Below are 21,706 nucleotides of genomic sequence, written 5' to 3'. Positions count from 1 at the left end.
ATGAGAAATGGCTAGAGTGTATAATTTTTCTGCCGGACCGGCAGTTTTGCCAGAAGAGGTATTAAAAGAGGCAGCAGATGAGATGTTGGATTATAAGGGATGCGGCATGTCTGTGATGGAGATGAGTCACAGATCCAAAATGTTTGATGACATCATCAAGACAGCAGAAGCAGATTTAAGAGATTTGATGGACATTCCGGATAACTACAGAGTATTATTTCTTCAAGGCGGAGCCTCTCAGCAGTTTTCAGCGATTCCGATGAATCTGATGAAAAATAAGGTGGCAGATTATATTATAACAGGACAGTGGGCAAAAAAAGCATATCAGGAAGCGTCCAGATATGGAAAAGTAAATATTTTAGCTTCCTCTGAAGATAAAACCTATTCCTATATTCCAGATTGTTCTGATCTTCCGGTATCTGAGGATGCGGATTATGTATATGTCTGCTACAATAACACAATTTACGGAACGAAATATCAGCAGGTCCCGAATACAAAAGGGAAAATTTTAGTGGCTGATATGTCTTCCTGCATCTTATCCGAGCCGGTGAATGTGGAAGATTTTGGAGTAATTTACTTTGGGGTACAGAAAAATGTCGGACCTGCAGGCGTTGTTGTCTGTATTATTCGAGAAGATCTGATAACTGACGACGTCCTTCCCGGAACTCCGACCATGTTAAAATGGAAAACACAGGCAGATGCAGATTCTTTATATAATACTCCGCCGTGCTATGGCATTTACATTTGCGGAAAAGTATTTCAGTGGATCAAAAAGCAGGGCGGACTGGAAGCTATGAAAGAACGAAATGAAGCAAAAGCCAAGATTCTGTATGATTTTTTGGATCAGAGCGAGATGTTTCGAGGTACGGTTGTAAAAGAAGATCGCTCTTTAATGAACGTTCCGTTTGTGACAGGAGATCAGGAGCTGGATGCAAAATTTGTCCAGGAGGCAAAGAAAGCAGGATTTGAGAATCTAAAGGGACACCGGACGGTTGGAGGAATGCGTGCAAGTATCTACAATGCAATGCCAAAAGAGGGTGTTGAAAAATTAGTTGCATTTATGAAAAAATTTGAAGAAGAGAATAAATAAGGAGCAGTCATGTATACAGTAAAATGTTTGAATCCCATTTCAAAGCAAGGATTAGATTTATTTACAAGTGAATTTGAGGTTATTGATGATTTAAGTGCAGCAGATGCAGTTTTAGTTCGGAGTGCAGGAATGCACGATCTTGAGATTCCGGATAGTCTTCTGGCAGTGGCAAGAGCAGGCGCGGGAGTGAATAATATTCCTTTAGAAGAATATGCAAAACGGGGAATTACGGTTTTTAATACTCCGGGCGCAAATGCCAACGGTGTAAAGGAATTGGTGGTAGCAGGACTTCTGCTTGCATCTCGTGATATTATCGGAGGATATAACTGGGTAAAAGAAAATGCAGATACTCCGGAACTGGCAAAGGTTGTGGAAAAACAGAAAAAATTATATGCCGGAAATGAATTAAAGGGAAAAAGCATCGGTGTGATCGGTCTGGGAGCCATTGGTGTTCTGGTAGCAAATATTTGCAATCGCCTGGGAATGAAAGTCTATGGTTATGATCCTTATGTGTCTGTGCGCTCTGCCTGGAGCTTATCCAGAATGGTAAATCACAGCAGTTCTTTAGACGAACTCTATACAAAATGTGATTATATTACAGTACATGTTCCTTATATGGATTCCACAAAGGAAATGATTAACAAAGAAGCAATTGCAAAGATGAAAGAGGGTGTTACCATCTTAAACTTTGCCAGAGGTGAACTGGTAGAGAATAAAGCGGTGATGGATGGATTGCAATCTGGAAAAGTGAAGCATTATGTAACCGATTTTCCAAATGAAGAGGTTGCCGGCATGGACGGAATTATTACCATTCCGCATCTTGGAGCGTCAACGGAAGAATCAGAAGAGAATTGTGCCGAAATGGCAGTAGAGCAGATGATGAATTATCTGGCAAATGGTAATATTGTAAATTCTGTAAATTATCCGAATTGTGATTTGGGTGAAATCGATTCTGAAGCACGTATTACAGTACATCATAAGAATCTTCCGAATATGATTGGTCAGTTAACGGCAATTTTGGCTGGGGACGATCATAATATTGTCAATATGCTGAACAAGTCTAAGGGAGATTGGGCATATTCTATCTTTGATGTAGAAAAGAAACCTTCCAAGGATATCATTCAAAAAATGAAAGAAATTGAAGGCGTTGTACGCGTGAGAGTACTGTAAGGAGGATTAGAATGAATGAGAAATTAAAAGTAGGAATCTTAGGTGCGACAGGTATGGTTGGTCAGAGATTTATTTCTCTGTTGGAAAATCATCCATGGTTTCAAGTAACAACCTTGGCTGCCAGTCCGCGCTCAGCGGGAAAGACATATGTGCAGGCGGTAGGAGACCGTTGGAAAATGGATACGCCGATGCCGGATGCAGTGAAGGAAATGGTTGTAAAAAACGTAAATGAAGTAGAAGCGGTAGCAGAAACGGTTGATTTTGTGTTTAGCGCAGTGGATATGTCAAAAGATGAAATCAAGAAAATCGAAGAAGCTTATGCCAAAACAGAGACTCCGGTGGTATCCAACAACAGCGCCCATCGCTGGACACCGGATGTTCCGATGGTGGTTCCGGAGATTAATCCAGAGCATTTTGAAGTTATTGAAAGTCAGAAAAAACGTTTGGGAACGACCAGAGGATTTGTTGCGGTAAAACCAAACTGTTCCATCCAGAGCTATGCGCCGGTATTAACCGCATGGAAAGAGTTTGAACCATATGAGGTTGTCGCAACTACTTATCAGGCAATTTCAGGCGCCGGAAAAACATTTAAAGACTGGCCGGAGATGGTGGAGAATATTATTCCATATATCGGTGGAGAGGAAGAAAAAAGTGAGCAGGAGCCTCTTCGCCTCTGGGGAAACATCGAAGACGGTGTGATTGTTAAAGCTGAGACACCTGTAATTACAACACAATGTATTCGTGTTCCGGTATTGAATGGGCATACTGCAGCGGTCTTTGTGAAGTTTAAAAAGCATCCGACAAAGGAACAGCTGATTGAAAAATTAGTGAATTTCAGCGGACTTCCACAAGAATTAGAGCTTCCAAGCGCGCCAAAACAGATGATTCAATATTTGGAGGAAGATAATCGCCCACAGGTAAAGGCAGATGTGGATTATGAAAACGGTATGGGTGTTTCTGTGGGACGTTTGAGAGAAGACACTGTTTATGATTATAAATTTGTGGGACTTTCTCATAATACGGTCCGCGGCGCTGCAGGAGGAGCCGTACTTTGTGCAGAGACACTGAAAGCAAAGGGATATATTACCAGGAAATAAGCCTTGCATCCAAGGCCTGAAACAGGTATCATAAAGAAACACGTAGATGTTTACGTGTTTCTTTATATTTTCTGGTATCGGAAATTTTTGGCGGATTTGTCCGCTCGTTCTACAAACAAAAGAGGAGCATATGATGTTATCAAAGATTAATATTAACTGGAGCCAATTATTGGAGAAGTATTTGGATGTTGCTTTTAGTTTGATTGGAAAGCTGATTGTATCGTTTTTGATTATTTTTATCGGATTTAAGCTGATTAAAGTTTTGATCAATTTAATAAAAGCAGCTTTGGAGAGGGCAGAGATTGACTATGGAGTCATTTCCTTTTCCTGTTCTTTTGTAAAGATCGCTTTGCGCTGCGTTGTTATTTTTATGGCAATTGCTCATGTGGGAGTAGAGATCAGTTCTTTTATTGCGATCCTTGGTTCCGCAGGCGTAGCGGTAGGTCTTGCGTTGCAGGGAAGTTTGTCCAACATTGCAGGAGGCGTTCTTTTGCTGATTTTAAAGCCGTTTCAGGTGGGAGATTACATTGTTGTTTCAGGCACAGACTGCGAGGGACAGGTTGCGGCAATGGATATTTTTTATACAAAACTGAAAACCATTGACAATCGGGTGATTGTCATCCCCAATGGAACATTAAGTAATTCCAGCTTGGTTAACAATACGAAACAGGACCGCAGACTCATTGATATAACCATTGGAGTTTCTTATGACGAAGATATCAAAGAAGTGAAACAAATACTTTCAGAAATTGCCAAAGACGAGAAAAGAATTCTTGATCAGGAGGGCGTGAACATCTTTGTCAGCAGTTTGTCCGATAGCGCTGTCATTATGGGAATTCGCTGCTGGGTATCCACAGAGGATTATGTCGCGACCAAATGGGAATTAAATGAAGAGATTAAAACTCGATTCGATAAACACGGAATTGAAATTCCGTATCAAAAATTAGATGTCTGTATCAAGACGGACACAGACGGCGCAGAGATTTCAGATGAGAAATAAGGCAGGAACTCTTACAGCAGCCTCCAATGGTTGAACGTTATGTGAGTATCAGGAATCGCTCACAAAGCTGTTTGACTTTTGGGGGGGGGCGCTGCTATGATGAGAACCTGCTTTTTCTTTTTAAAGCCGATGCCGTTTGATCCATTGTTCCAGAGCAGCTTTTGCCTGATTTCCTTTTTGGATGAGATCCTTCTGTTTTAAAGGAATCAATATAAGGATAGCAAGAAGAAAAACCAGGGGTATCAGCCATTTTAAACCAGAAGTCCATAGACTGGAAGATACCTTTCCCTGAAAAGATATTTTAATTTTATCGCTTTTCAGCTGATAGGTGTAAAGCTTTTGAACCGTTTCGTTTGAGTCAATTAGAGAGGCAGCAAAACGATTCGAGGTATTCTGGGAACTGGAATTTTGAATCTGATCTTTCGGTGTGACTGCTACATGAACACTTTGTTTTGGATGAACGGACACAAAGGTGTAGGTCCCTGAAATTTCGTCTTCTTTGCCAGGCAGCGAAAGTTTTTCTTCCAAGGTTGTGGAGGTTCCATGAAAAAGTGAAGAACTCTCTTTCACTGTCAGCGAAGATCCCTGAAAGATGTTGGAAAGATCATGACTGCAGGCATCCACAGAACCTTGCTGCTGGAAAGAGAGAACTTTTTTCTTCTTTCCGGTTATGGAAACATCGGAAATGGTTTCACCCTGAAAGGCTTCCTTTAGTTTTGCCAGTTGAAGCCGGCTGCAGGAGGAATCGAAGGTGAGCCTTGTCTTTCTGCGAAGATCGTTTTTGTTATTCCATACGGTTACGATTTCATAACCAGCAAGCTTTTGTGTGTGCTCAGAAGAGAACGTGATTTCCTTTTTTTTGATTGCTTGATCAAGGAGTGTTTGATTTTCAAAGGTATATACCACAGGAACCGTTCCCTTTTTTTGTACGAAATTGGAAAAGTCCAGAGATTCTTTATAATCAGTCTGAAACTGGAATGGGTTTCCTTTTTTGCAGATCACTTTATAGGTTCCGAAAGAATTTTTGGAGTGAAGAACCTTTCTTGTCTCTTCTGTTAAATTAGAAAAACTATCCGCAGAGAAAGTAACGGATAAAATTTTTCCATCACTGTTTCCGCTCCAAGAGACAGAATGTCCTTGAAAATAACGGCGGATCTTACCGAGATTTTGATCTAAGGTTGACTGTGGAAGGTAAAATCGGATTGTGCGGGAAAGGGTTCCGTCACTCTTTGGTTCCGTGTGAATCCGGATGGAAGAAAGTTCGGCATACTTCATCTCATCAATAGAAATTTTGCCGGAGGTTTCATAGGTTTTTCCGAGAAAAGAGATGGTTGTCTTTTTTAAGTCCCACAAATCATCGACAGAGTTATTGTCAATGTATTTTTTTTCATAAAGGGCGGTGTAAAGCCATGCCATCAGATCCTTGGAAGAAAAATTTTCTTTATAAATGAGTCCGGATACAAATGGAGAATCCCCGTATTGGTATGTGATCTCAGGAGCAAAGTGGAGAAGTTCTTCGGTTTTCTTCTGATAATCTTTGAAAGAGGAAAAACTTAGAGAAAAAGTGTAAGAGTACATGCCGTCTTTGGAGGATTTTTTATAGGTCAAAACCTCTGGACAGGAATCCTCAATTAATTGATCCAAATCCTCCTTTGTCCCCTGAAAGTTCCGAAGAAAATCATTGGAAGAAAAGGTACAAGACATCGTTCTTGTACCTGAAAAATCTTTATTTAAAGATACATTTCCGGTTAGTTCCACTCCACATCCCCATAAAAGTGTCAGGGAGAGAAGAAGGAACGAAAGAAAGATTTTTTTCTTCATAGAAACTCCTTGCTATTTGAGGGAAGCCAGATAATCTTCGTTGATTTTTAACACGTTTTCCATCGCAGCGTGTCCGGGAGCTCCGATGGTATTTCGTTTTTCAACACAAGTTTCCATACTGATGGCATCGTAAATATCCTCCTCAAATACCGGTGAAATGTTTTGGTATTCTTCCAGAGATAAGTCATCCAGAGATTTGTTTTGTTCAATACAAAGAAGAACCAGCCTGCCGATGATTCCGTGTGCATCGCGGAATGGAACACCATGATTAACAAGATAATCAGCGGCATCGGTTGCATTGGTGAAGCCGTGTTTCGCGCTTGCTTCCATTGCCGGTTTGTGGAAGGTCATAGTTTCCATCATTCCGTGGAACAGGGAGATACATCCCTTTACAGTGTCGATAGCATCAAACGTCAGCTCTTTGTCTTCCTGCATATCTTTATTGTATGCCAGAGGAATTCCTTTCATTGTTGTAAGAATGGAAGTCAGAGCGGCATATACACGACCTGTTTTTCCGCGGACAAGTTCGGCAATGTCCGGATTTTTTTTCTGAGGCATAATACTGCTTCCAGTGCTGAATCCGTCATCAATGGAGACAAACTGGTATTCGTTGGAATTCCATATAATAATTTCTTCACTGAAACGGCTCAGATGCATCATAATGGTAGATAACGCAGAGAGTAATTCAATCACATAGTCACGATCAGAAACAGAATCCATACTATTTAGCGTTGGTCCGTAAAAATCTAAAAGAGAAGCCGTCTGCTCCCGGTCCAGAGGATAGGTCGTTCCTGCCAGCGCTCCGGAGCCTAAAGGGCAGTAATTCATACGTTTGAATATATCGCCGAGTCTGTCATAATCTCGTTTGAACATTTCCATATATGCGCCCACATGGTGAGCCAGAGTTACCGGCTGTGCTTTTTGAAGATGCGTAAATCCAGGCATAAATGTATCAATGTGCTCCTTCATAATCTGGTGAAGCGTTTTCATAAACTCTTTCAAAAGAAGCTGGATTTCCAGAATTTCATCTCGTGTGTAAAGCTTCATATCCAAAGCAACCTGATCGTTGCGGCTGCGTCCTGTGTGGAGTTTCTTTCCCACATCGCCGATGCGCTGGATCAGATTTGCTTCCACAAAGCTGTGAATATCTTCATACTCGTTGGTAATTTCCAAAACACCGGTTTCAAGATCCTCTAAGATACCATTTAAACCGTCAAGAATGGTATCCCGCTCCTGAGAAGTCAAAACGCCGACGCTTGCAAGCATTGTCACATGAGCAATGCTGCCTCGGATATCCTGACGATAAAACTTTTGATCGAATGAAATGGATGCATTAAAATTGTAAACCAATTGATCTGTTTCCTTTGTAAAACGCCCGCCCCATAATTGTGCCATAAAAATTTTCCTCTTTTCTGTATATAATTTCTTTTTCCTCATAAAATCAAATGTATTTCCTTTTATATTCTACACGAAAGCGCGAATTTTTTCCATAAAATTTTCATTTTTTCGGAAAAGCAGATGCTGTGAATAGGAATGTTGGAAAACACGCACAATACAATAAGTATGAAAAAACAGGTGGATAGAATATGGAGAAGATGTATCGAATTGAAAAACATGTAATTTTATTTGGCATCGGAGGAATGGCTTATTTTTTTCTGGAAGTGCTGGTGCGCGGTTATTCTCACTATACCATGTTTTTATGCGGCGGAGCGTGTTTTGTATGCTGTGGTCTGCTGAATGAAAATGTGAAGATAAAAATGAGTTTTATAAGCCAAATGGTGTTATCCTCTTTGATTATTACTGCGTTGGAATTTACAACAGGTTTAATTGTAAATGTATGGCTGAAAATGGATATTTGGGACTATTCAAATCTTCCCTATAATTTTATGGGACAGATTTGTCTGTTTTATTCATTTTTATGGTTTTTGGTTTCCAGTGTTGCCATTGTTATGGACGATTACTTAAGATATAAATTATTTCAGGAAGAAAAGCCTCATTACAAAATTCTTTAGAGGATTTTCTATCGACAACTGCGTTTGGATCTGCTAAGGTAATAAAGTAGGAGAACCAATCGGAGGAAAGATCATGGAAATTACAGATTTTGAGGCTTCGGAGCTTGATATGTATGCAAGACTTTCAGAAAGCCGGCTATTACACTATCACGAGCCCCAAAAGGGTATTTTTATTGCAGAGAGTCCTATGGTCATTCAGACCGCGTTAGATGCCGGATATATTCCAATATCATTTCTTGTGGAAAAACAGCAGTGGACGGATGCTGCAAAAATTCTGACACAGCAGTGGGAAGATGTTCCGGTCTATATATTAGAGCGTGAACTGTTTCAAAAGATGACGGGATTTCAAATGACAAGAGGAATGCTGTGCGCTATGCGCCGTCGGGAACTTCCTGCAGCAGAAGAAGTCTGTAAACATGCAAAAAGGATCGTGGTCTTGGAAAACGTTATGAATCCGACCAATGTGGGGGCAATTTTTCGTTCGGCAGCGGCTCTTGGCATGGGTGGAATTTTGCTGACCGGAGGATGCAGTGACCCGTTGTATCGAAGGGCTGTTCGTGTCAGCATGGGAACGGTATTTCAGATTCCGTGGACGTTTCTGAACGAGAAGTCCGGGAATTCAAAGGACTGGATTTCTTTTCTGCAAGACAAGGGATTTAAGGTGGCTGCCATGGCATTAAACGAGACAGCGCTGTCCATTGCAGACCCCAGATTACAACAAGAGGAAAAGCTGGCGATTGTTTTGGGGACCGAAGGATTTGGGCTGTTGGAAGAGACGGTGGACCGCTGTGATTATACAATGAAAATCCCGATGTTTCACGGAGTGGATTCTTTAAATGTGGCAGCTGCCAGTGCAGTTGCATTTTGGCAGTTGGGTTTTTGTGACAGCGATGAGCCAAAGAGCAGATATTAAAAAATTAGCAAAATAAGATTTAGGAGGTTACATATGAGCGAAGTATTGGATTTGATAAAATCCAGAAGAAGTATCCGAAAATTTAAGCCCGATGAGATTCCAAAAGAAGTGCTGGATCAAATTATAGAAGCGGGAACGTATGCGGCAACCGGAATGGGAAAACAATCCCCGATAATTCTGGCAGTAACCAACCGTGAAATCAGAGACAAATTATCAAAATGGAATGCAGATATTATGGGAACAACGAGTGATCCGTTTTACGGTGCTCCGGTTGTTTGCGTGGTGCTGGCAGATAAAACAAGACCTACAGCAGTGTATGACGGGACGTTGGCTATGGCAAATTTAATGTTGGAAGCACATGCTCTTGGGATTGGAAGCTGTTGGATTCATAGAGCAAAAGAAGAATTTGACTCAAAAGAAGGAAAAGAATTATTAAAATCTCTGGGGATAGAAGGAGCGTATGAAGGAATCGGACATTGTGTGCTGGGGTATGTAGACGGAGAATATCCGAAAGCTCCAAAAAGAAAAGAAAACTGGGTATATTATATAGAATAAAAAAACATCTCTGTGAGACAAAGCAACAGAATGCCAGAGTTTCACAGAGATGTTTTTTGTTTTCTACTTGTCTAATTCTTTCAGTTTCATTGCGCGAACCTTCAGAGGAAGTCCGAATAAGGTAATGAAGCCTTCCGCATCATGATGATCATACAGGTCTCCTGTGGTAAAGGAAGCAAGAGATTCGCTGTATAAAGAATATGGAGAAGTTGTTCCGGCTTTGATGATATTTCCTTTATAAAGTTTGAATTTTACTTCACCGGTTACGTATTCCTGAGTTGAGGTGACAAAGGCCTGAATAGCTTCGCGAAGCGGAGTAAACCATTTTCCTTCATATACAACCTGAGCCAGTTTATTTCCCATATCTTTTTTCACTTCCATTGTAGCGCGGTCTAATACCAGTTCCTCTAACTGATCGTGTGCTTCCATTAAAATGGTACCGCCCGGAGTCTCATACACACCGCGGGATTTCATCCCGACAACACGATTTTCTACAATATCAACGATACCGATTCCATGTTTTCCGCCTAACTGATTGAGTTTTCGGATAATATCAGAAACCTTCATTGTTTCACCGTTAATTGAGGTTGGGATACCTTTCTCAAATGTCATGGTAACATATTCTCCCTCCTCAGGAGCTTTTTCAGGAGATACGCCCAACACCAGCAGATGATCATAATCTGGTTCATTGGCAGGATCTTCAAGCTCTAGCCCTTCATGACTGATGTGCCATAAGTTGCGATCCCGGCTATAGCTCTGATCGGCAGAAAACGGAAGATCAATGCCGTGAGCTTTACAGTATTCAATCTCAGATTCACGGGAATCCATATCCCATTTATCATCACGCCATGCGGCAATAATTTTAAGATCAGGGGCTAATGCCTTGATTCCCAATTCAAAGCGAATCTGATCATTTCCTTTTCCGGTTGCCCCATGGCAGATTGCAGATGCGCCTTCTTTGCGTGCTACATCAACCAGAGCTTTTGCAATTCCAGGGCGTGCCATTGAAGTTCCAAGCAAATACTTGTTTTCATAAACAGCGCCCGCCTGCACGCAAGGCATAATATAGTCATCACAGAATTCATCGGTAATATCGACAATATATAATTTAGATGCACCGGAATATTTCGCTCTTTCTTCCAGTCCGTCTAATTCCTCTCCTTGTCCGCAGTCTACACAGCAGCAGATAACTTCATAATCGTAGTGTTCTTTTAACCAGGGAATGATTGCTGTTGTATCAAGACCTCCGGAGTATGCTAAAACGACTTTTTCTTTCATTTTTAAATAATTCCTCCTAAATTTTACATATGTAGTTTTATCTGTCTATTAATATACTTGATCCGTTAGGTTTTTGCAAGATGTTTTTTTCTTTTCAATGCATATTTTTTGATAAAAAATGAATAAAACAAAAAATATATGCATATTTATGCAAAAGTATTGCATATTTTAAGATTCGGTTGTATACTAATGAACAATGATTTTGAGAGATAAATAAAGAAAAGAAGGAGATAAAAATGATTAAGGCAGGAATTATCGGATCAACCGGATACGCAGGTCAGGAACTTGTAAGAATTTTGACACAGCATAAGGATGCTGAAATTCTATGGTATGGCTCTCGAAGCTATATTGATCAGAAATATTATGATGTATTTCAAAATATGTTTGAAATTGTAGATGCTAAATGCCTGGATGATAATATGGAAGAACTGGCATCAAAAGTAGATGTGATTTTTACGGCGACGCCTCAAGGATTGTGCAGTTCTTTATTATCAGAAGAAATCCTTTCCAAAGTTAAGGTGATAGACCTCAGTGCGGATTTTCGGATCAAAGATGTAAAGCGCTATGAAGAGTGGTATGGAATCAAACATCAAAGTCCGCAATACCTTACAGAGGCTGTTTATGGACTTTGTGAGATAAATCGGGAAGCTGTAAAAAATGCACGGCTGATTGCCAATCCGGGATGTTATCCAACTTGTTCGATTTTATCCATTTATCCGGCAGCAAAAGAAGGGCTGATTGATATGAGTACGATCATTATTGATGCAAAATCCGGCACATCCGGAGCAGGAAGAGGGGCAAAGGTCAGTCAGCTGTATTGTGAAGTAAATGAAAATATAAAGGCTTATGGAGTTGCATCACATCGGCATACGCCGGAGATTGAAGATCAGCTAAGCTATGCATCCGGAGAAGATGTGGTATTGAATTTTACACCGCATCTGGTACCGATGAATCGAGGAATCTTAATCACCGCGTATGCATCCTTGAAAAAAGACGTTTCTTATGAAGATGTAAAAGCAATTTATGATTCTTATTATCAAAAAGAATATTTTGTTCGGGTGTTGGAGCAGAATGTCTGCCCAGAGACAAGATGGGTAGAGGGAAGCAATTATGTGGACGTAAACTTTAAAATTGATCCTCGGACCAACCGCTTGATTATGATGGGAGCCATGGACAATCTGGTGAAAGGAGCAGCAGGACAGGCGGTTCAGAATATGAATCTTATGTTTGGACAAAAAGAAACAGAAGGGCTGGAGCTTGTGCCGATGTTTCCGTAGTTGGAGAGATCATAAAGAAGAAGCAGGAAGGATAGAAAGAAGATGGAGATGAAAAAAATAGACGGTGGAGTTACGGCGCCGAAAGGATTTTTAGCAGCGGGCTTAAGAGCCGGAATCAAACAGGGAAAAAGTAATAAGGATATGGCAATTATTGTAAGTGAGAAACCGGCGGTGGTGTCAGGAACATTTACAAGAAATCTTGTGAAAGCTGCCCCTGTTTTGTGGGGAAAAAAAATTGCAGAGGAGCAGGAGACTGTGCGTGCTGTGGTTATAAATACAGGAATTGCCAATGCCTGCACAGGAGACAGAGGGTATCGCAATGTTTTGACAGAAGCGCAAAAAGTTTCGGAATGCCTGGAGATCAAACGGGAGGAAGTACTGGTGGCATCCACTGGCGTCATTGGGCAGCAGCTTCCTATGGAGATCATTGAAAAAGGAATTCAGCAGCTGATTCCTAAAATGAAAGCAGACAGAGACAGCGCAAAAGATGCCTCCTGGGCGATCCTGACCACGGATACAAAGCCGAAAGAAGCAGCTGTGGAGATAGAACTTGGGGGACAAACGGTAACCATCGGAGGAATGTGCAAAGGATCTGGAATGATTCATCCCAATATGGGAACGATGCTTGGATTTATCACAACAGATGTTCAGATTGACAAAAAGCTGCTGCAGGAAATGCAGCGAGAGATTGTGGAAGATACCTTTAATATGATTTCGGTGGATGGAGATACCTCTACCAATGATACGGTGTTTGTTTTGGCAAATGGAATGGCCGGGAATGCTGAAATTACAGAGAAGGATGAGGCGTATGAGAAGTTCCGTCAGGGGCTCTCCTATGTTCATGAATCATTGGCAAAGCAGATTGCAGCGGACGGTGAAGGATGCACAAAATTGTTTGAGGTTCACGTTGGCGGGGCAGCTACAAAGGAACAGGCTAAGACTTTAAGTAAATCCGTCGTAACATCCAATCTTACGAAAGCAGCTATTTATGGACGAGATGCCAACTGGGGAAGAATTTTATGTGCGCTTGGCTATGCAGGAGTGGCCTTTCATCCGGAAAAAGTGGATATTTCCTTAAAGAGTCAGGCAGGAAGCATTGCAATTGTAAAAAATGGAGTTGCCGCGGAATATTCAGAGGACGAGGCGACAAAAATTTTATCAGAAGATGAAGTTTGCGCGGAAATTGATCTGCATGACGGAGAGGCGCAGGCAACTGCGTGGGGATGTGATTTAACCCATGATTATGTGAGTATCAATGCAGATTATCGGTCGTAAAACAGCGATTTTTACAAGAGGAAGTTTATAAGGTCAGAAAAAGAAAGGAAGAAAAATGGATCAGATCAATCAGATTGAATTAATAGAACAGTCCAAAGAGAAAGCAAAAGTTTTAACAGAAGCGCTGCCGTATATTCGCCGTTTCAATAACTGTTACGTAGTTGTGAAATATGGCGGAAGTGCCATGAAAGATAAAAATCTGCAAAAAAGTGTCATTCGGGATGTTGCGCTTTTAAAATTAGTTGGCATGAAACCGATTATTGTACATGGAGGCGGGAAAGAGATCAGCAAATGGGTTCGCATGTCCGGAAAAGAACCGGAATTTTATCATGGACTTCGTGTAACCGACAAAGAGACGATGGAAGTGGCCGAGATGGTTCTTTTTAAGGTGAATCAGGAATTGGTTGCAATGATGGCGGAAGTCGGAGTGAAGGCGGTAGGACTTTCCGGGAAAGATGCCGAGATGATTCGTGTAAAGAAAAAAGAGATGCCGGGAAAAGATCTTGGATATGTGGGAGAAGTAAAAAGTGTAGATACAACATTGCTGGAAGCATTGATTGAAGATGATTTTGTACCGGTCATTTCACCCATCGGTCTGGGAGATTCCTATGAGCCTTATAATATCAATGCAGATGATACAGCATGTGCCGTGGCAGAAGCTTTAAATGCAGAAAAATTGGTATTTTTAACAGATATTGAAGGAGTTTTTGTAGATCCTGAGGATAAATCTACATTAATTTCAGAAATGGATCTTGCACAGGCAAAAGAGTTTATAGAAAAGGGAGTTGTCGGAGGCGGTATGCTGCCAAAGCTGAAAAACTGCATTGAAGCCATCGAAAGCGGCGTCTCCAGAGTTCATATTCTGGACGGACGAGTGACAAATTGTCTGCTGCTTGAATTTTTTACCGAGAAAGGAATCGGAACCGCTATTTTAAAAGAGCCTTTGTTTGATAAACCATTATTTAAAGAGGAGGCATAATCTATATGACACAGAAGGAATATATGGACCAGGGGGAACAATATTTATTAAAGACCTACAATCGTTTTCCGGTCGTATTAGAAAAAGGGAACGGCGTTTACTTGTATGATGCAGACCAGAATCAATATTTGGATTTCGGAGCCGGTATTGCAGTATTTGCTCTGGGGTATGGGAATGAAGCATACAATCGTGCGCTGAAAGAACAGATTGATCAATTGATTCATACTTCAAATCTTTACTATAATATCCCGGCGGTGAAGGCTGCAAAAACAATTGCGGAAGCTTCAGGATTAAATAAGGTATTTTTTACAAATAGCGGAACAGAAGCAATCGAGGGAGCCTTAAAAGTTGCAAGAAAATATGCTTACCAAAAAGATCCCTCAAAAGATTATGAGTTTATTGCAATGAATCATTCCTTTCATGGCAGAAGCCAGGGGGCATTAGCGGTTACAGGAAACAGTCATTACCAAGATGGATTTGTCCCAAAAGAATTTCGTGCAGTATTTGCAGAATTTAATGATCTTGAGGATGTGGCTTCAAAAATTACGGACAAAACTTGTGGAATCATTTGTGAAGTGGTACAGGGCGAAGGAGGAATTTATCCTGCCGATCAGAAGTTTTTAGAGGGTCTGCGACGCATTTGCGATGAGAAGGACATCTTATTAATTTTTGATGAAATTCAGTGTGGCATGGGACGCTGTGGTTCTATGTTTGCACATGATCTTTACGGAGTGAAACCGGATGTGCTGACCCTTGCCAAAGCCCTTGGATGCGGAGTTCCGGTGGGAGCTTTTGTTGTGGGAGAAAAAGCGGACGGAGCGCTGGTTCCGGGAGATCACGGAACCACTTATGGAGGTAATCCTTTGGCATGTGCAGCGGTGAATGCAGTATTTGATCAATTTCAACAGTTATATATTCCGGAACATGCCCGAGAGGTCGGAAGTTATCTGTGGGAGAAATTGGAAGTATTAAAGGAACGTTTTGACTGCATTGTCGGTCATCGGGGGATTGCTCTGATGCAGGGATTGGAATTTTCTCCTGAAAAGTCAGTGGGAGACATAGTAAACCGCGCCTTGGCACAGGGATTAATTTTAATTTCGGCAGGAAATCATGTGATTCGTTTTGTGCCGCCTCTGATCATTGAAGAGAAGCATGTGGATGAGATGATTCGGATTTTAGAAAACTGTATTGTATAATCTTTGAATAGAAAAGAGCCTTCACGGCAAAACTATGTGTTATAACATAGATTTTGAAATGGAGGTTCTTTATGTTTGGATTTATAATTGCGTTAATTTCCGGGGCTCTGATGAGTGTGCAGGGAGTTTTTAACACTGCAGTGACAAAACAAAGCAGTACATGGACAACCAGCACGTTTGTTCAGCTGACCGGATTTCTGGCATGTATTCTCATCTGGTTTTTCACAGAGAGAGAGCAAAGCTTTCTCATGCTTGCCAAGGTAACACCAAAATATTTATTGTTAGGCGGGATTATGGGAGCGGGCATTACATTTACCGTGATTCGCAGTATCAGCGCATTGGGACCTGCACAGTCTGCGATGCTGATTGTTGCTGCTCAGACAATTGTATCCTATCTTATAGAATTATTCGGATTATTTGGGACACAAAAAACAGAATTCCAATGGATAAAACTGTTGGGAGTGGCATTGTTTGTAACAGGGCTCGTAATATTTAAGTGGAAATCGTAAATATTTCTCTTGTGATGTAATATTTTTTTCGATATAATGGAGAAGAGATTTACATGTTCCAGACTCTTTGCAGTGACCGGAGGGTAGTGTTGTTTAAAAGAGTCAGAATATTCAGTATTATATTGGGATTTGCGTTGTGCATAGGAAGTTGTTCAAAAAAGGAAGAAATTCATCTTCCTGAAGAAAAGCCGTCAGTGACCACAACCTCTTCAGAGAAAATTTATGTGGATATTTGCGGTCAGGTAAAACATCCTGGAGTTTACCAATTTTCAGAAGGAGACCGGGTAGTTAAGGCTGTGGAAGCGGCAGGTGGATTTACTTCCAAGGCGGCAGCAGAAAGTATTAACCAGGCAGAAAAGATGAAAGACGGTCAGCAGATCTATGTGCCATCGAAGAAAGAGAAATCAAAGGATGCACAGACAGAGAAAGAAGCCGTGGACTCTTTCTCTGAAAAAGTAAATATCAATACTGCTGATGCGCAGGAATTGATGACGTTGTCTGGCATTGGAGAAGCGAAGGCTGCTGATATCATAGCCTACAGACAGGAACATGGTCCTTTTTCTAAACCTGAAGATATTATGAAGATTCAGGGCATCAAAGAGGGAGTGTATCGCAAGATCAAAGATAAGATAACAATATAAATGGTAGAGGTGAAAAAATGAGAAAGGTCTTAGTTGTTGACGATGAAAAACTAATTGTAAAAGGCATCAAGTTCAGTCTGGAGCAGGATGAGATGCAGGTAGACTGTGCCTATGACGGGGAGGAAGCTTTAAAAAAGGCAAAAGAGAACTCTTATGATATCATTTTGCTGGATGTGATGCTCCCGGGACTCTCCGGTTTTGAAGTTTGTCAGGCAATTCGTGAGTTTTCCAATATTCCGATTATTATGCTGACGGCAAAGGGTGAGGATATGGATAAGATTCTTGGTCTGGAATATGGTGCGGATGATTATATCACAAAACCTTTTAATATTTTAGAGGTTAAGGCAAGGATCAAAGCGATTATGCGCCGGAGCGTACACCATGAGGTCAGGGAAGAAGAACGTCAAAAGATTGTGGAATGCAGGGGCTTGAAGATTGACTGTGAAAGCCGCAGGGTACATATCCACGATAAGGAAGTGAATTTAACAGCTAAGGAATTTGATCTTTTAGAGCTTCTTGTTTTTCATCCCAATAAAGTTTACAGCAGAGAGGATTTGCTCAATACTGTCTGGGGATACGATTATCCAGGGGATGCAAGAACCGTGGATGTACATATCCGCAGATTAAGAGAAAAGATTGAAGTAAATCCCGGCGTGCCGGATTATGTACATACAAAGTGGGGGGTAGGTTATTATTTTCAAGCATAAGGCAAATCGGTTTGCCTTCTTGCACAGCATGCAGTTTTTTATTTTTATGTCTGTATTCCTCGTATCTGTGCTGATTGCGGTTTTGTTTAGTAAGCTTCTGAATGATGGGTACAGCGAGAAAGCCTGGGAGCAGAAAGTTGACAGCATTGCAAGTCAATTAAATTGGCTTGGCAACCAAGTAGTTGGAGTTGATTTTTTGATGGATGACAGCTCCAATTCTCTTTCTACCCAGACAGATGAGCTTGCGGCAAGTATGAGTGGGCGAATCATTATCATAAAAAGCAATTATAGAATTATCAAGGATACCCATACGGATTTTCAGTCACGCTTTTTTTTAAATGATGATATTTTAGCGATTATGGAAGGCAAAAAAAGGCGAATTGTTTCCGATAAAGATACCTCCTATATTGAAATTATGGTTCCGGCGCTCTCTAAAGTTGGGAAGAAGCAGGAAATTTTAGGCGTTGTGATTGCAACAATTCCGAGAGCCGATATGATGAGTGCTGTATCGGAGATGGAACATCGCAGAAATATGCTTTTGGTGGCATTTTTAATCTGCAGTTTTTCAGCGGCATTTGTGCTTAGTTATATTCTGACAATAGACCTGAAGAAAATTCAGAAGGATGTTGACTTTATTGCGTCCGGACACGAAGATCAGTCGGTTGCGGAAACAGGATTTTTGGAAGTACGCAATATTATTCATCGCTTTAATGAGATTCTTGGGCGGATGCAGACGCTGGAAGATTCCAGACAGGAATTTGTTTCCAATGTATCTCATGAATTAAAGACGCCAATGACTTCTATGAAGGTTTTGGCGGATTCTCTTCTTCAGCAAGGAGATCAGGTTCCGGCTGAGCTGTATCGGGAGTTTATGCAGGATATGGTAGAGGAGATTGATCGCGAAAATGTAATTATATCGGATCTTCTGTCGCTTGTTAAACTGGATAAGAAGGCCGCGCAGCTTCATATAACCAATGTGAATATCAATGAACTGCTGGAGATTATTATGAAGCGGGTAAAACCTTTGGCACTTCAGAGGAATATTGAATTAATCTTTGAAAGTTTTCGTCCGGTTACCGCGGAAATTGATGAGGTGAAATTGACGCTTGGTCTGACCAATCTGATTGAGAATGGCGTAAAGTACAATAAGGATGCCGGATGGATTCGAGTAACGCTGAATGCGGATCATAAATATTTTTATGTAAAAGTGGCGGATTCCGGCGTGGGAATTCCGAAAGATTGTCAGGACAAAGTCTTTGATCGCTTTTATCGGGTGGATAAAGCCAGATCCAGAGACACCGGAGGCACCGGACTGGGTCTTGCAATTACGAAGAATGTAATCTCGCTGCACAATGGCGAAATTAAGCTTTACAGCAAAGTAGGAGAAGGTACAACATTTACCCTTAGAATTCCGCTGAAATACAAAGGCTAGGAGGTTATCGTGAAGAAGAGCAGAATCTGTATGATTTTCTTATTCGGTCTGATCCTAATGGCTTTGGCAGCAGGATGCCGGTCTAAAAATGAAGCCAATGACCAGGATGAGAAAAAAGGAACGGCAGTTTATTATACAAATAAAGATTGTACCCGCTTAATCGAAATAAGAAAGAATTTGAAATTAAAGGGTGGATTGGAGAAGCAGGTTCAGAAGCTGTTGGTGCAGATGCAGAAGGTGGATTCAGATAAGAAAGAGCATAAATCTGCAATTCCCGGAAGAGTTGTGATCAGCAATGTCAGTGTCAGCAGCAATATTGTGTCTGTGGATTTTTCTTCCGACTATAAGAGAATCAAAGAAAATGAGGATTTGATTTGTCGGGCGGGGATTGTCTACACTTTAACACAGATTGAAGGAATTAATTATGTGTCGTTTTCAATTTCGGGGAAACCAATGCTGGACACAGATGGGACGGCTTTGGGAGCCTTGGGACAGGATAGCTTTGTATTTGGAAAGCTGCCAATGAAATAGCTTATGAAAAATAGACCAATGGTTCTTATATTTGTCGGATATGTATCCGGCATGACCGCTGTTTGGCATGGTGTGTCAGTGTCAGCGGTCTTTTACTATTTCCCATATCTGTTGTTTATATTGTATTTGACCTGGAAAGATCGAAGATACGCTTGGATTATTTTTGGAGTGGCGGCAGGAAGCTTTTTGCTCTTTTTTCAGCGTCAGACAATGGAGCGAGACATCCAAATCGCAGAAAAGCGGGAAACAGAGCTTTCTTCTGGAGAAATTCGCAAGTTATCAAAAACAAAAAGCGGAAAACGTGCAGTTACTTTAAAAAATGATCATCTGGAAGGAGAAATTTTATTATATGATTCCGGGAAAACCGATCTCTTTGTAGGAGATAAAATTCGTTTTGAAGGAGACTTGAGGGTTTGGGAGGAGGCATCCAACCCCGGACAGTTTTCATCCAGAAGTTATTATTTTTCAAAGGGGATTTATTACTATAGTTATTCAGATCAAATTGAAGTTTTAGGACATCGGGAAATAAAATTTTCAAGGATGCTGGAACAGGCCCGATGTTTTTGTGAGATGCAGATTCAAAGACAGTATCAGGGGGAGGTTCGGAATTTTGTTCGCGGCATGGTGTTGGGGGATAAAACGGGATTATCGGATGAGATAAAGGATGATTTTCGTGAGAGCGGCTTAATTCATCTCTTGGCAGTCTCAGGACTTCATATTTCGTTGGTTGGGCAAAAGATGTATCGGCTGATGCAAAAAATTGGAGGTGGATTCCTTCTTAGTTCTGTGGTGGGATTGCTTTTGGCTTGGTTTTACTGTCTTTTGACAGGAATGTCCGTATCGTCGATGCGAGCGGTTGTGATGTTTGCAGTATATTGTCTGGCGCAGGTCCTTGGAGAATGTTATGATATGCTGTCTTCCGCAGGGCTTGCTGGGATATTCCTTCTTTCCCTTCACCCTTTTTACATTTGTGATACGGGATTTATTTTATCGTTTACCGCAGTGGCGGTGATCGGCTGCTTTCAAATTTTAAAGCCGGTTTTTAGAGGCGGGTTGAAAAAAATTCTGGATTCCATTCTGTTTTGTGCGGCAATTCAATTGGGAATGCTGCCCATGATTCTCTATCTTCAGTACGAAACACCATTATGTTCCGGTTTGGCAAATTTTGCAGCAGTACCTATGGCATCGGTTGCTTTTTTTGCTGCTGTTGTAGTGCTTTGGCTGCCGTATACACCGCTTCATTGGGGAATCGGACAGATCTTTGAGTGCGTTCTTTGGATCGCAAAACAGCAATATGGAATGCTGACCATCGGAGCGGTACCGGAAATATGGGTTTTTTTCTTTTATGGTGTTTTCATTCTTTTGATTATGAAAAATGACAAGATTCGTTTTGGAATACGGATTTGTTTGATTTACGTAGGGATTTATGCAGTGATTTCCATTCCGATTCTGAAAAAACATACAGTGACATTTTTAGATGTGGGACAGGGAGATTGTATGATTGCCCGGACGAATGCCGGATTAATCATGTACGATGGCGGGAGTAGCAGCGAAGATCAGGTGGGAAGATATCGGATTCTTCCTTATATGAAATATTGTGGCTATTCCAAAGTGAAAGTTGCAGTTGTGAGTCATCTGGATTTGGATCATTATTCCGGAATTGTGGAGCTGTTAAAAATGGGAAGAATTGAATATCTTGGCATTCCCGAGGCTGCAAAAGATAAAACGGCGCTAAAACTTCGCAGGATGGCGAAAAAAGCAAAAACTCAAGTGTTTACACTGTCAAAAGGGCAGAGAATGGAAGGAGCAGGCATCTCGCTGGAAGTTCTGCATCCGCAAAAGGGAACGGTTCTGGAGAAAAACGCTGCGTCTCTGGTAATGCAGGGAAAACTTTTGGGATTCCGGGTTCTTTTGACCGGGGATGTGGAAAAAGAAGGAGAGGAGGAACTGTTAGAGCAAGAACTGCAGTCTGTGGAAATTTTAAAGGTTGCCCATCACGGATCAAAAAATTCAACATCAGAAATATTTTTAAATAGAACAAAACCCGAAATATCTGTAATATCCTGCGGGAAAGGAAATCTTTACGGACATCCTCATTCGGAGACTCTAAAGCGGCTGAAGGAAAGCGGCAGCTATATTTATCGTACGGATCGGGACGGGGCATTGATATTTCAGGAAAAAGAACGACAGTCATTGAAATAAGATCTGAAAAAGGGTATACTT

Annotated in this window: 20 protein-coding genes; 17 read left to right on the top strand and 3 right to left on the bottom strand. The window is 41.2% G+C overall.

Going from position 1 to position 21,706, the window contains the following annotated elements; all coding sequences use genetic code 11:
• The first annotated feature begins 7 nt into the window (after positions 1-7).
• The 4 genes from serC to AC27EF_RS06995 all read left to right on the top strand — a co-directional run bounded on the left by serC (position 8) and on the right by AC27EF_RS06995 (position 4,357).
• Entirely contained in the window at positions 8-1,090 is a 1,083-nt protein-coding gene (gene serC, locus AC27EF_RS07010) for a 3-phosphoserine/phosphohydroxythreonine transaminase (RefSeq protein ID WP_487109885.1), read from the top strand.
• Between the two features lie 9 nt (positions 1,091-1,099).
• Positions 1,100-2,260 (top strand): phosphoglycerate dehydrogenase, encoded by a 1,161-nt coding sequence (locus AC27EF_RS07005; RefSeq protein ID WP_487109883.1) that lies wholly within the window; start codon positions 1,100-1,102, stop codon positions 2,258-2,260.
• A gap of 11 nt (positions 2,261-2,271) precedes the next feature.
• Positions 2,272-3,357, top strand: a complete 1,086-nt coding sequence (gene asd, locus AC27EF_RS07000; RefSeq protein ID WP_487109881.1) for an aspartate-semialdehyde dehydrogenase — start codon at positions 2,272-2,274, stop codon at positions 3,355-3,357.
• Positions 3,358-3,487: 130 nt separating this feature from the next.
• Entirely contained in the window at positions 3,488-4,357 is an 870-nt protein-coding gene (locus AC27EF_RS06995) for a mechanosensitive ion channel family protein (RefSeq protein WP_487109880.1), read from the top strand.
• Between the two features lie 120 nt (positions 4,358-4,477).
• On the opposite strand, the gene AC27EF_RS06990 is transcribed toward AC27EF_RS06995, so the two are convergent.
• The gene (locus AC27EF_RS06990; RefSeq protein ID WP_487109878.1) at positions 4,478-6,178 is read right to left on the bottom strand and encodes a hypothetical protein; all 1,701 of its coding nucleotides are present in this window, start codon (positions 6,176-6,178) and stop codon (positions 4,478-4,480) included.
• 12 nt (positions 6,179-6,190) lie between these two features.
• Complete coding sequence (gene argH / locus AC27EF_RS06985; protein WP_487109876.1) at positions 6,191-7,573, bottom strand: argininosuccinate lyase; 1,383 nt, start codon at positions 7,571-7,573, stop codon at positions 6,191-6,193.
• A 191-nt stretch (positions 7,574-7,764) separates the two neighbouring features.
• Here argH and AC27EF_RS06980 point away from each other — a divergent pair, with 191 nt between their 5' ends.
• The 3 genes from AC27EF_RS06980 to AC27EF_RS06970 all read left to right on the top strand — a co-directional run bounded on the left by AC27EF_RS06980 (position 7,765) and on the right by AC27EF_RS06970 (position 9,658).
• Positions 7,765-8,190, top strand: coding sequence for a putative ABC transporter permease (locus AC27EF_RS06980; RefSeq protein ID WP_487109875.1), 426 nt, complete (start codon positions 7,765-7,767; stop codon positions 8,188-8,190).
• A gap of 73 nt (positions 8,191-8,263) precedes the next feature.
• Positions 8,264-9,103, top strand: a complete 840-nt coding sequence (locus AC27EF_RS06975) for a TrmH family RNA methyltransferase (RefSeq protein ID WP_487109873.1) — start codon at positions 8,264-8,266, stop codon at positions 9,101-9,103.
• Between the two features lie 33 nt (positions 9,104-9,136).
• Positions 9,137-9,658 (top strand): nitroreductase, encoded by a 522-nt coding sequence (locus AC27EF_RS06970; RefSeq protein ID WP_487109872.1) that lies wholly within the window; start codon positions 9,137-9,139, stop codon positions 9,656-9,658.
• Between the two features lie 63 nt (positions 9,659-9,721).
• Here AC27EF_RS06970 and AC27EF_RS06965 read toward each other — a convergent pair whose 3' ends face one another.
• Entirely contained in the window at positions 9,722-10,936 is a 1,215-nt protein-coding gene (locus AC27EF_RS06965) for an argininosuccinate synthase (RefSeq protein ID WP_487109871.1), read from the bottom strand.
• Between the two features lie 236 nt (positions 10,937-11,172).
• Between AC27EF_RS06965 and argC the strand changes: the two genes are divergently transcribed.
• The 10 genes from argC (at position 11,173) to AC27EF_RS06915 (ending at position 21,685) form a co-directional block, all read left to right on the top strand.
• Positions 11,173-12,213: an N-acetyl-gamma-glutamyl-phosphate reductase gene (gene argC, locus AC27EF_RS06960; RefSeq protein WP_487109870.1), complete on the top strand. Its 1,041-nt coding sequence runs from the start codon at positions 11,173-11,175 to the stop codon at positions 12,211-12,213.
• A gap of 48 nt (positions 12,214-12,261) precedes the next feature.
• Positions 12,262-13,488, top strand: coding sequence for a bifunctional ornithine acetyltransferase/N-acetylglutamate synthase (gene argJ, locus AC27EF_RS06955; protein ID WP_487110017.1), 1,227 nt, complete (start codon positions 12,262-12,264; stop codon positions 13,486-13,488).
• Between the two features lie 55 nt (positions 13,489-13,543).
• Positions 13,544-14,467, top strand: a complete 924-nt coding sequence (gene argB / locus AC27EF_RS06950) for an acetylglutamate kinase (RefSeq protein WP_487109868.1) — start codon at positions 13,544-13,546, stop codon at positions 14,465-14,467.
• Positions 14,468-14,472: 5 nt separating this feature from the next.
• The gene (locus AC27EF_RS06945; protein WP_487109866.1) at positions 14,473-15,663 is read left to right on the top strand and encodes an aspartate aminotransferase family protein; all 1,191 of its coding nucleotides are present in this window, start codon (positions 14,473-14,475) and stop codon (positions 15,661-15,663) included.
• Between the two features lie 71 nt (positions 15,664-15,734).
• Positions 15,735-16,172 (top strand): DMT family transporter, encoded by a 438-nt coding sequence (locus AC27EF_RS06940; protein ID WP_487109864.1) that lies wholly within the window; start codon positions 15,735-15,737, stop codon positions 16,170-16,172.
• An 86-nt stretch (positions 16,173-16,258) separates the two neighbouring features.
• On the top strand, positions 16,259-16,813 hold the full coding sequence (locus AC27EF_RS06935; RefSeq protein WP_487109863.1) for a helix-hairpin-helix domain-containing protein: 555 nt from the start codon (positions 16,259-16,261) through the stop codon (positions 16,811-16,813).
• Between the two features lie 17 nt (positions 16,814-16,830).
• Positions 16,831-17,520, top strand: coding sequence for a response regulator transcription factor (locus AC27EF_RS06930; RefSeq protein WP_487109862.1), 690 nt, complete (start codon positions 16,831-16,833; stop codon positions 17,518-17,520).
• Positions 17,521-17,548: 28 nt separating this feature from the next.
• Positions 17,549-18,952 (top strand): sensor histidine kinase, encoded by a 1,404-nt coding sequence (locus AC27EF_RS06925; RefSeq protein ID WP_487109861.1) that lies wholly within the window; start codon positions 17,549-17,551, stop codon positions 18,950-18,952.
• A 9-nt stretch (positions 18,953-18,961) separates the two neighbouring features.
• Entirely contained in the window at positions 18,962-19,483 is a 522-nt protein-coding gene (locus AC27EF_RS06920) for a GerMN domain-containing protein (RefSeq protein WP_487109860.1), read from the top strand.
• A gap of 3 nt (positions 19,484-19,486) precedes the next feature.
• A complete protein-coding gene (locus AC27EF_RS06915; RefSeq protein WP_487109858.1) occupies positions 19,487-21,685 on the top strand; it encodes a DNA internalization-related competence protein ComEC/Rec2 in 2,199 nt (732 codons plus the stop codon).
• Positions 21,686-21,706: the final 21 nt, after the last annotated feature.

Source organism: Anaerostipes stercorihominis (assembly GCF_057535655.1).
The sequence above is the reverse complement of the archived record's forward strand: the minus strand, read 5'-3'. Positions and strand labels throughout refer to the sequence as shown.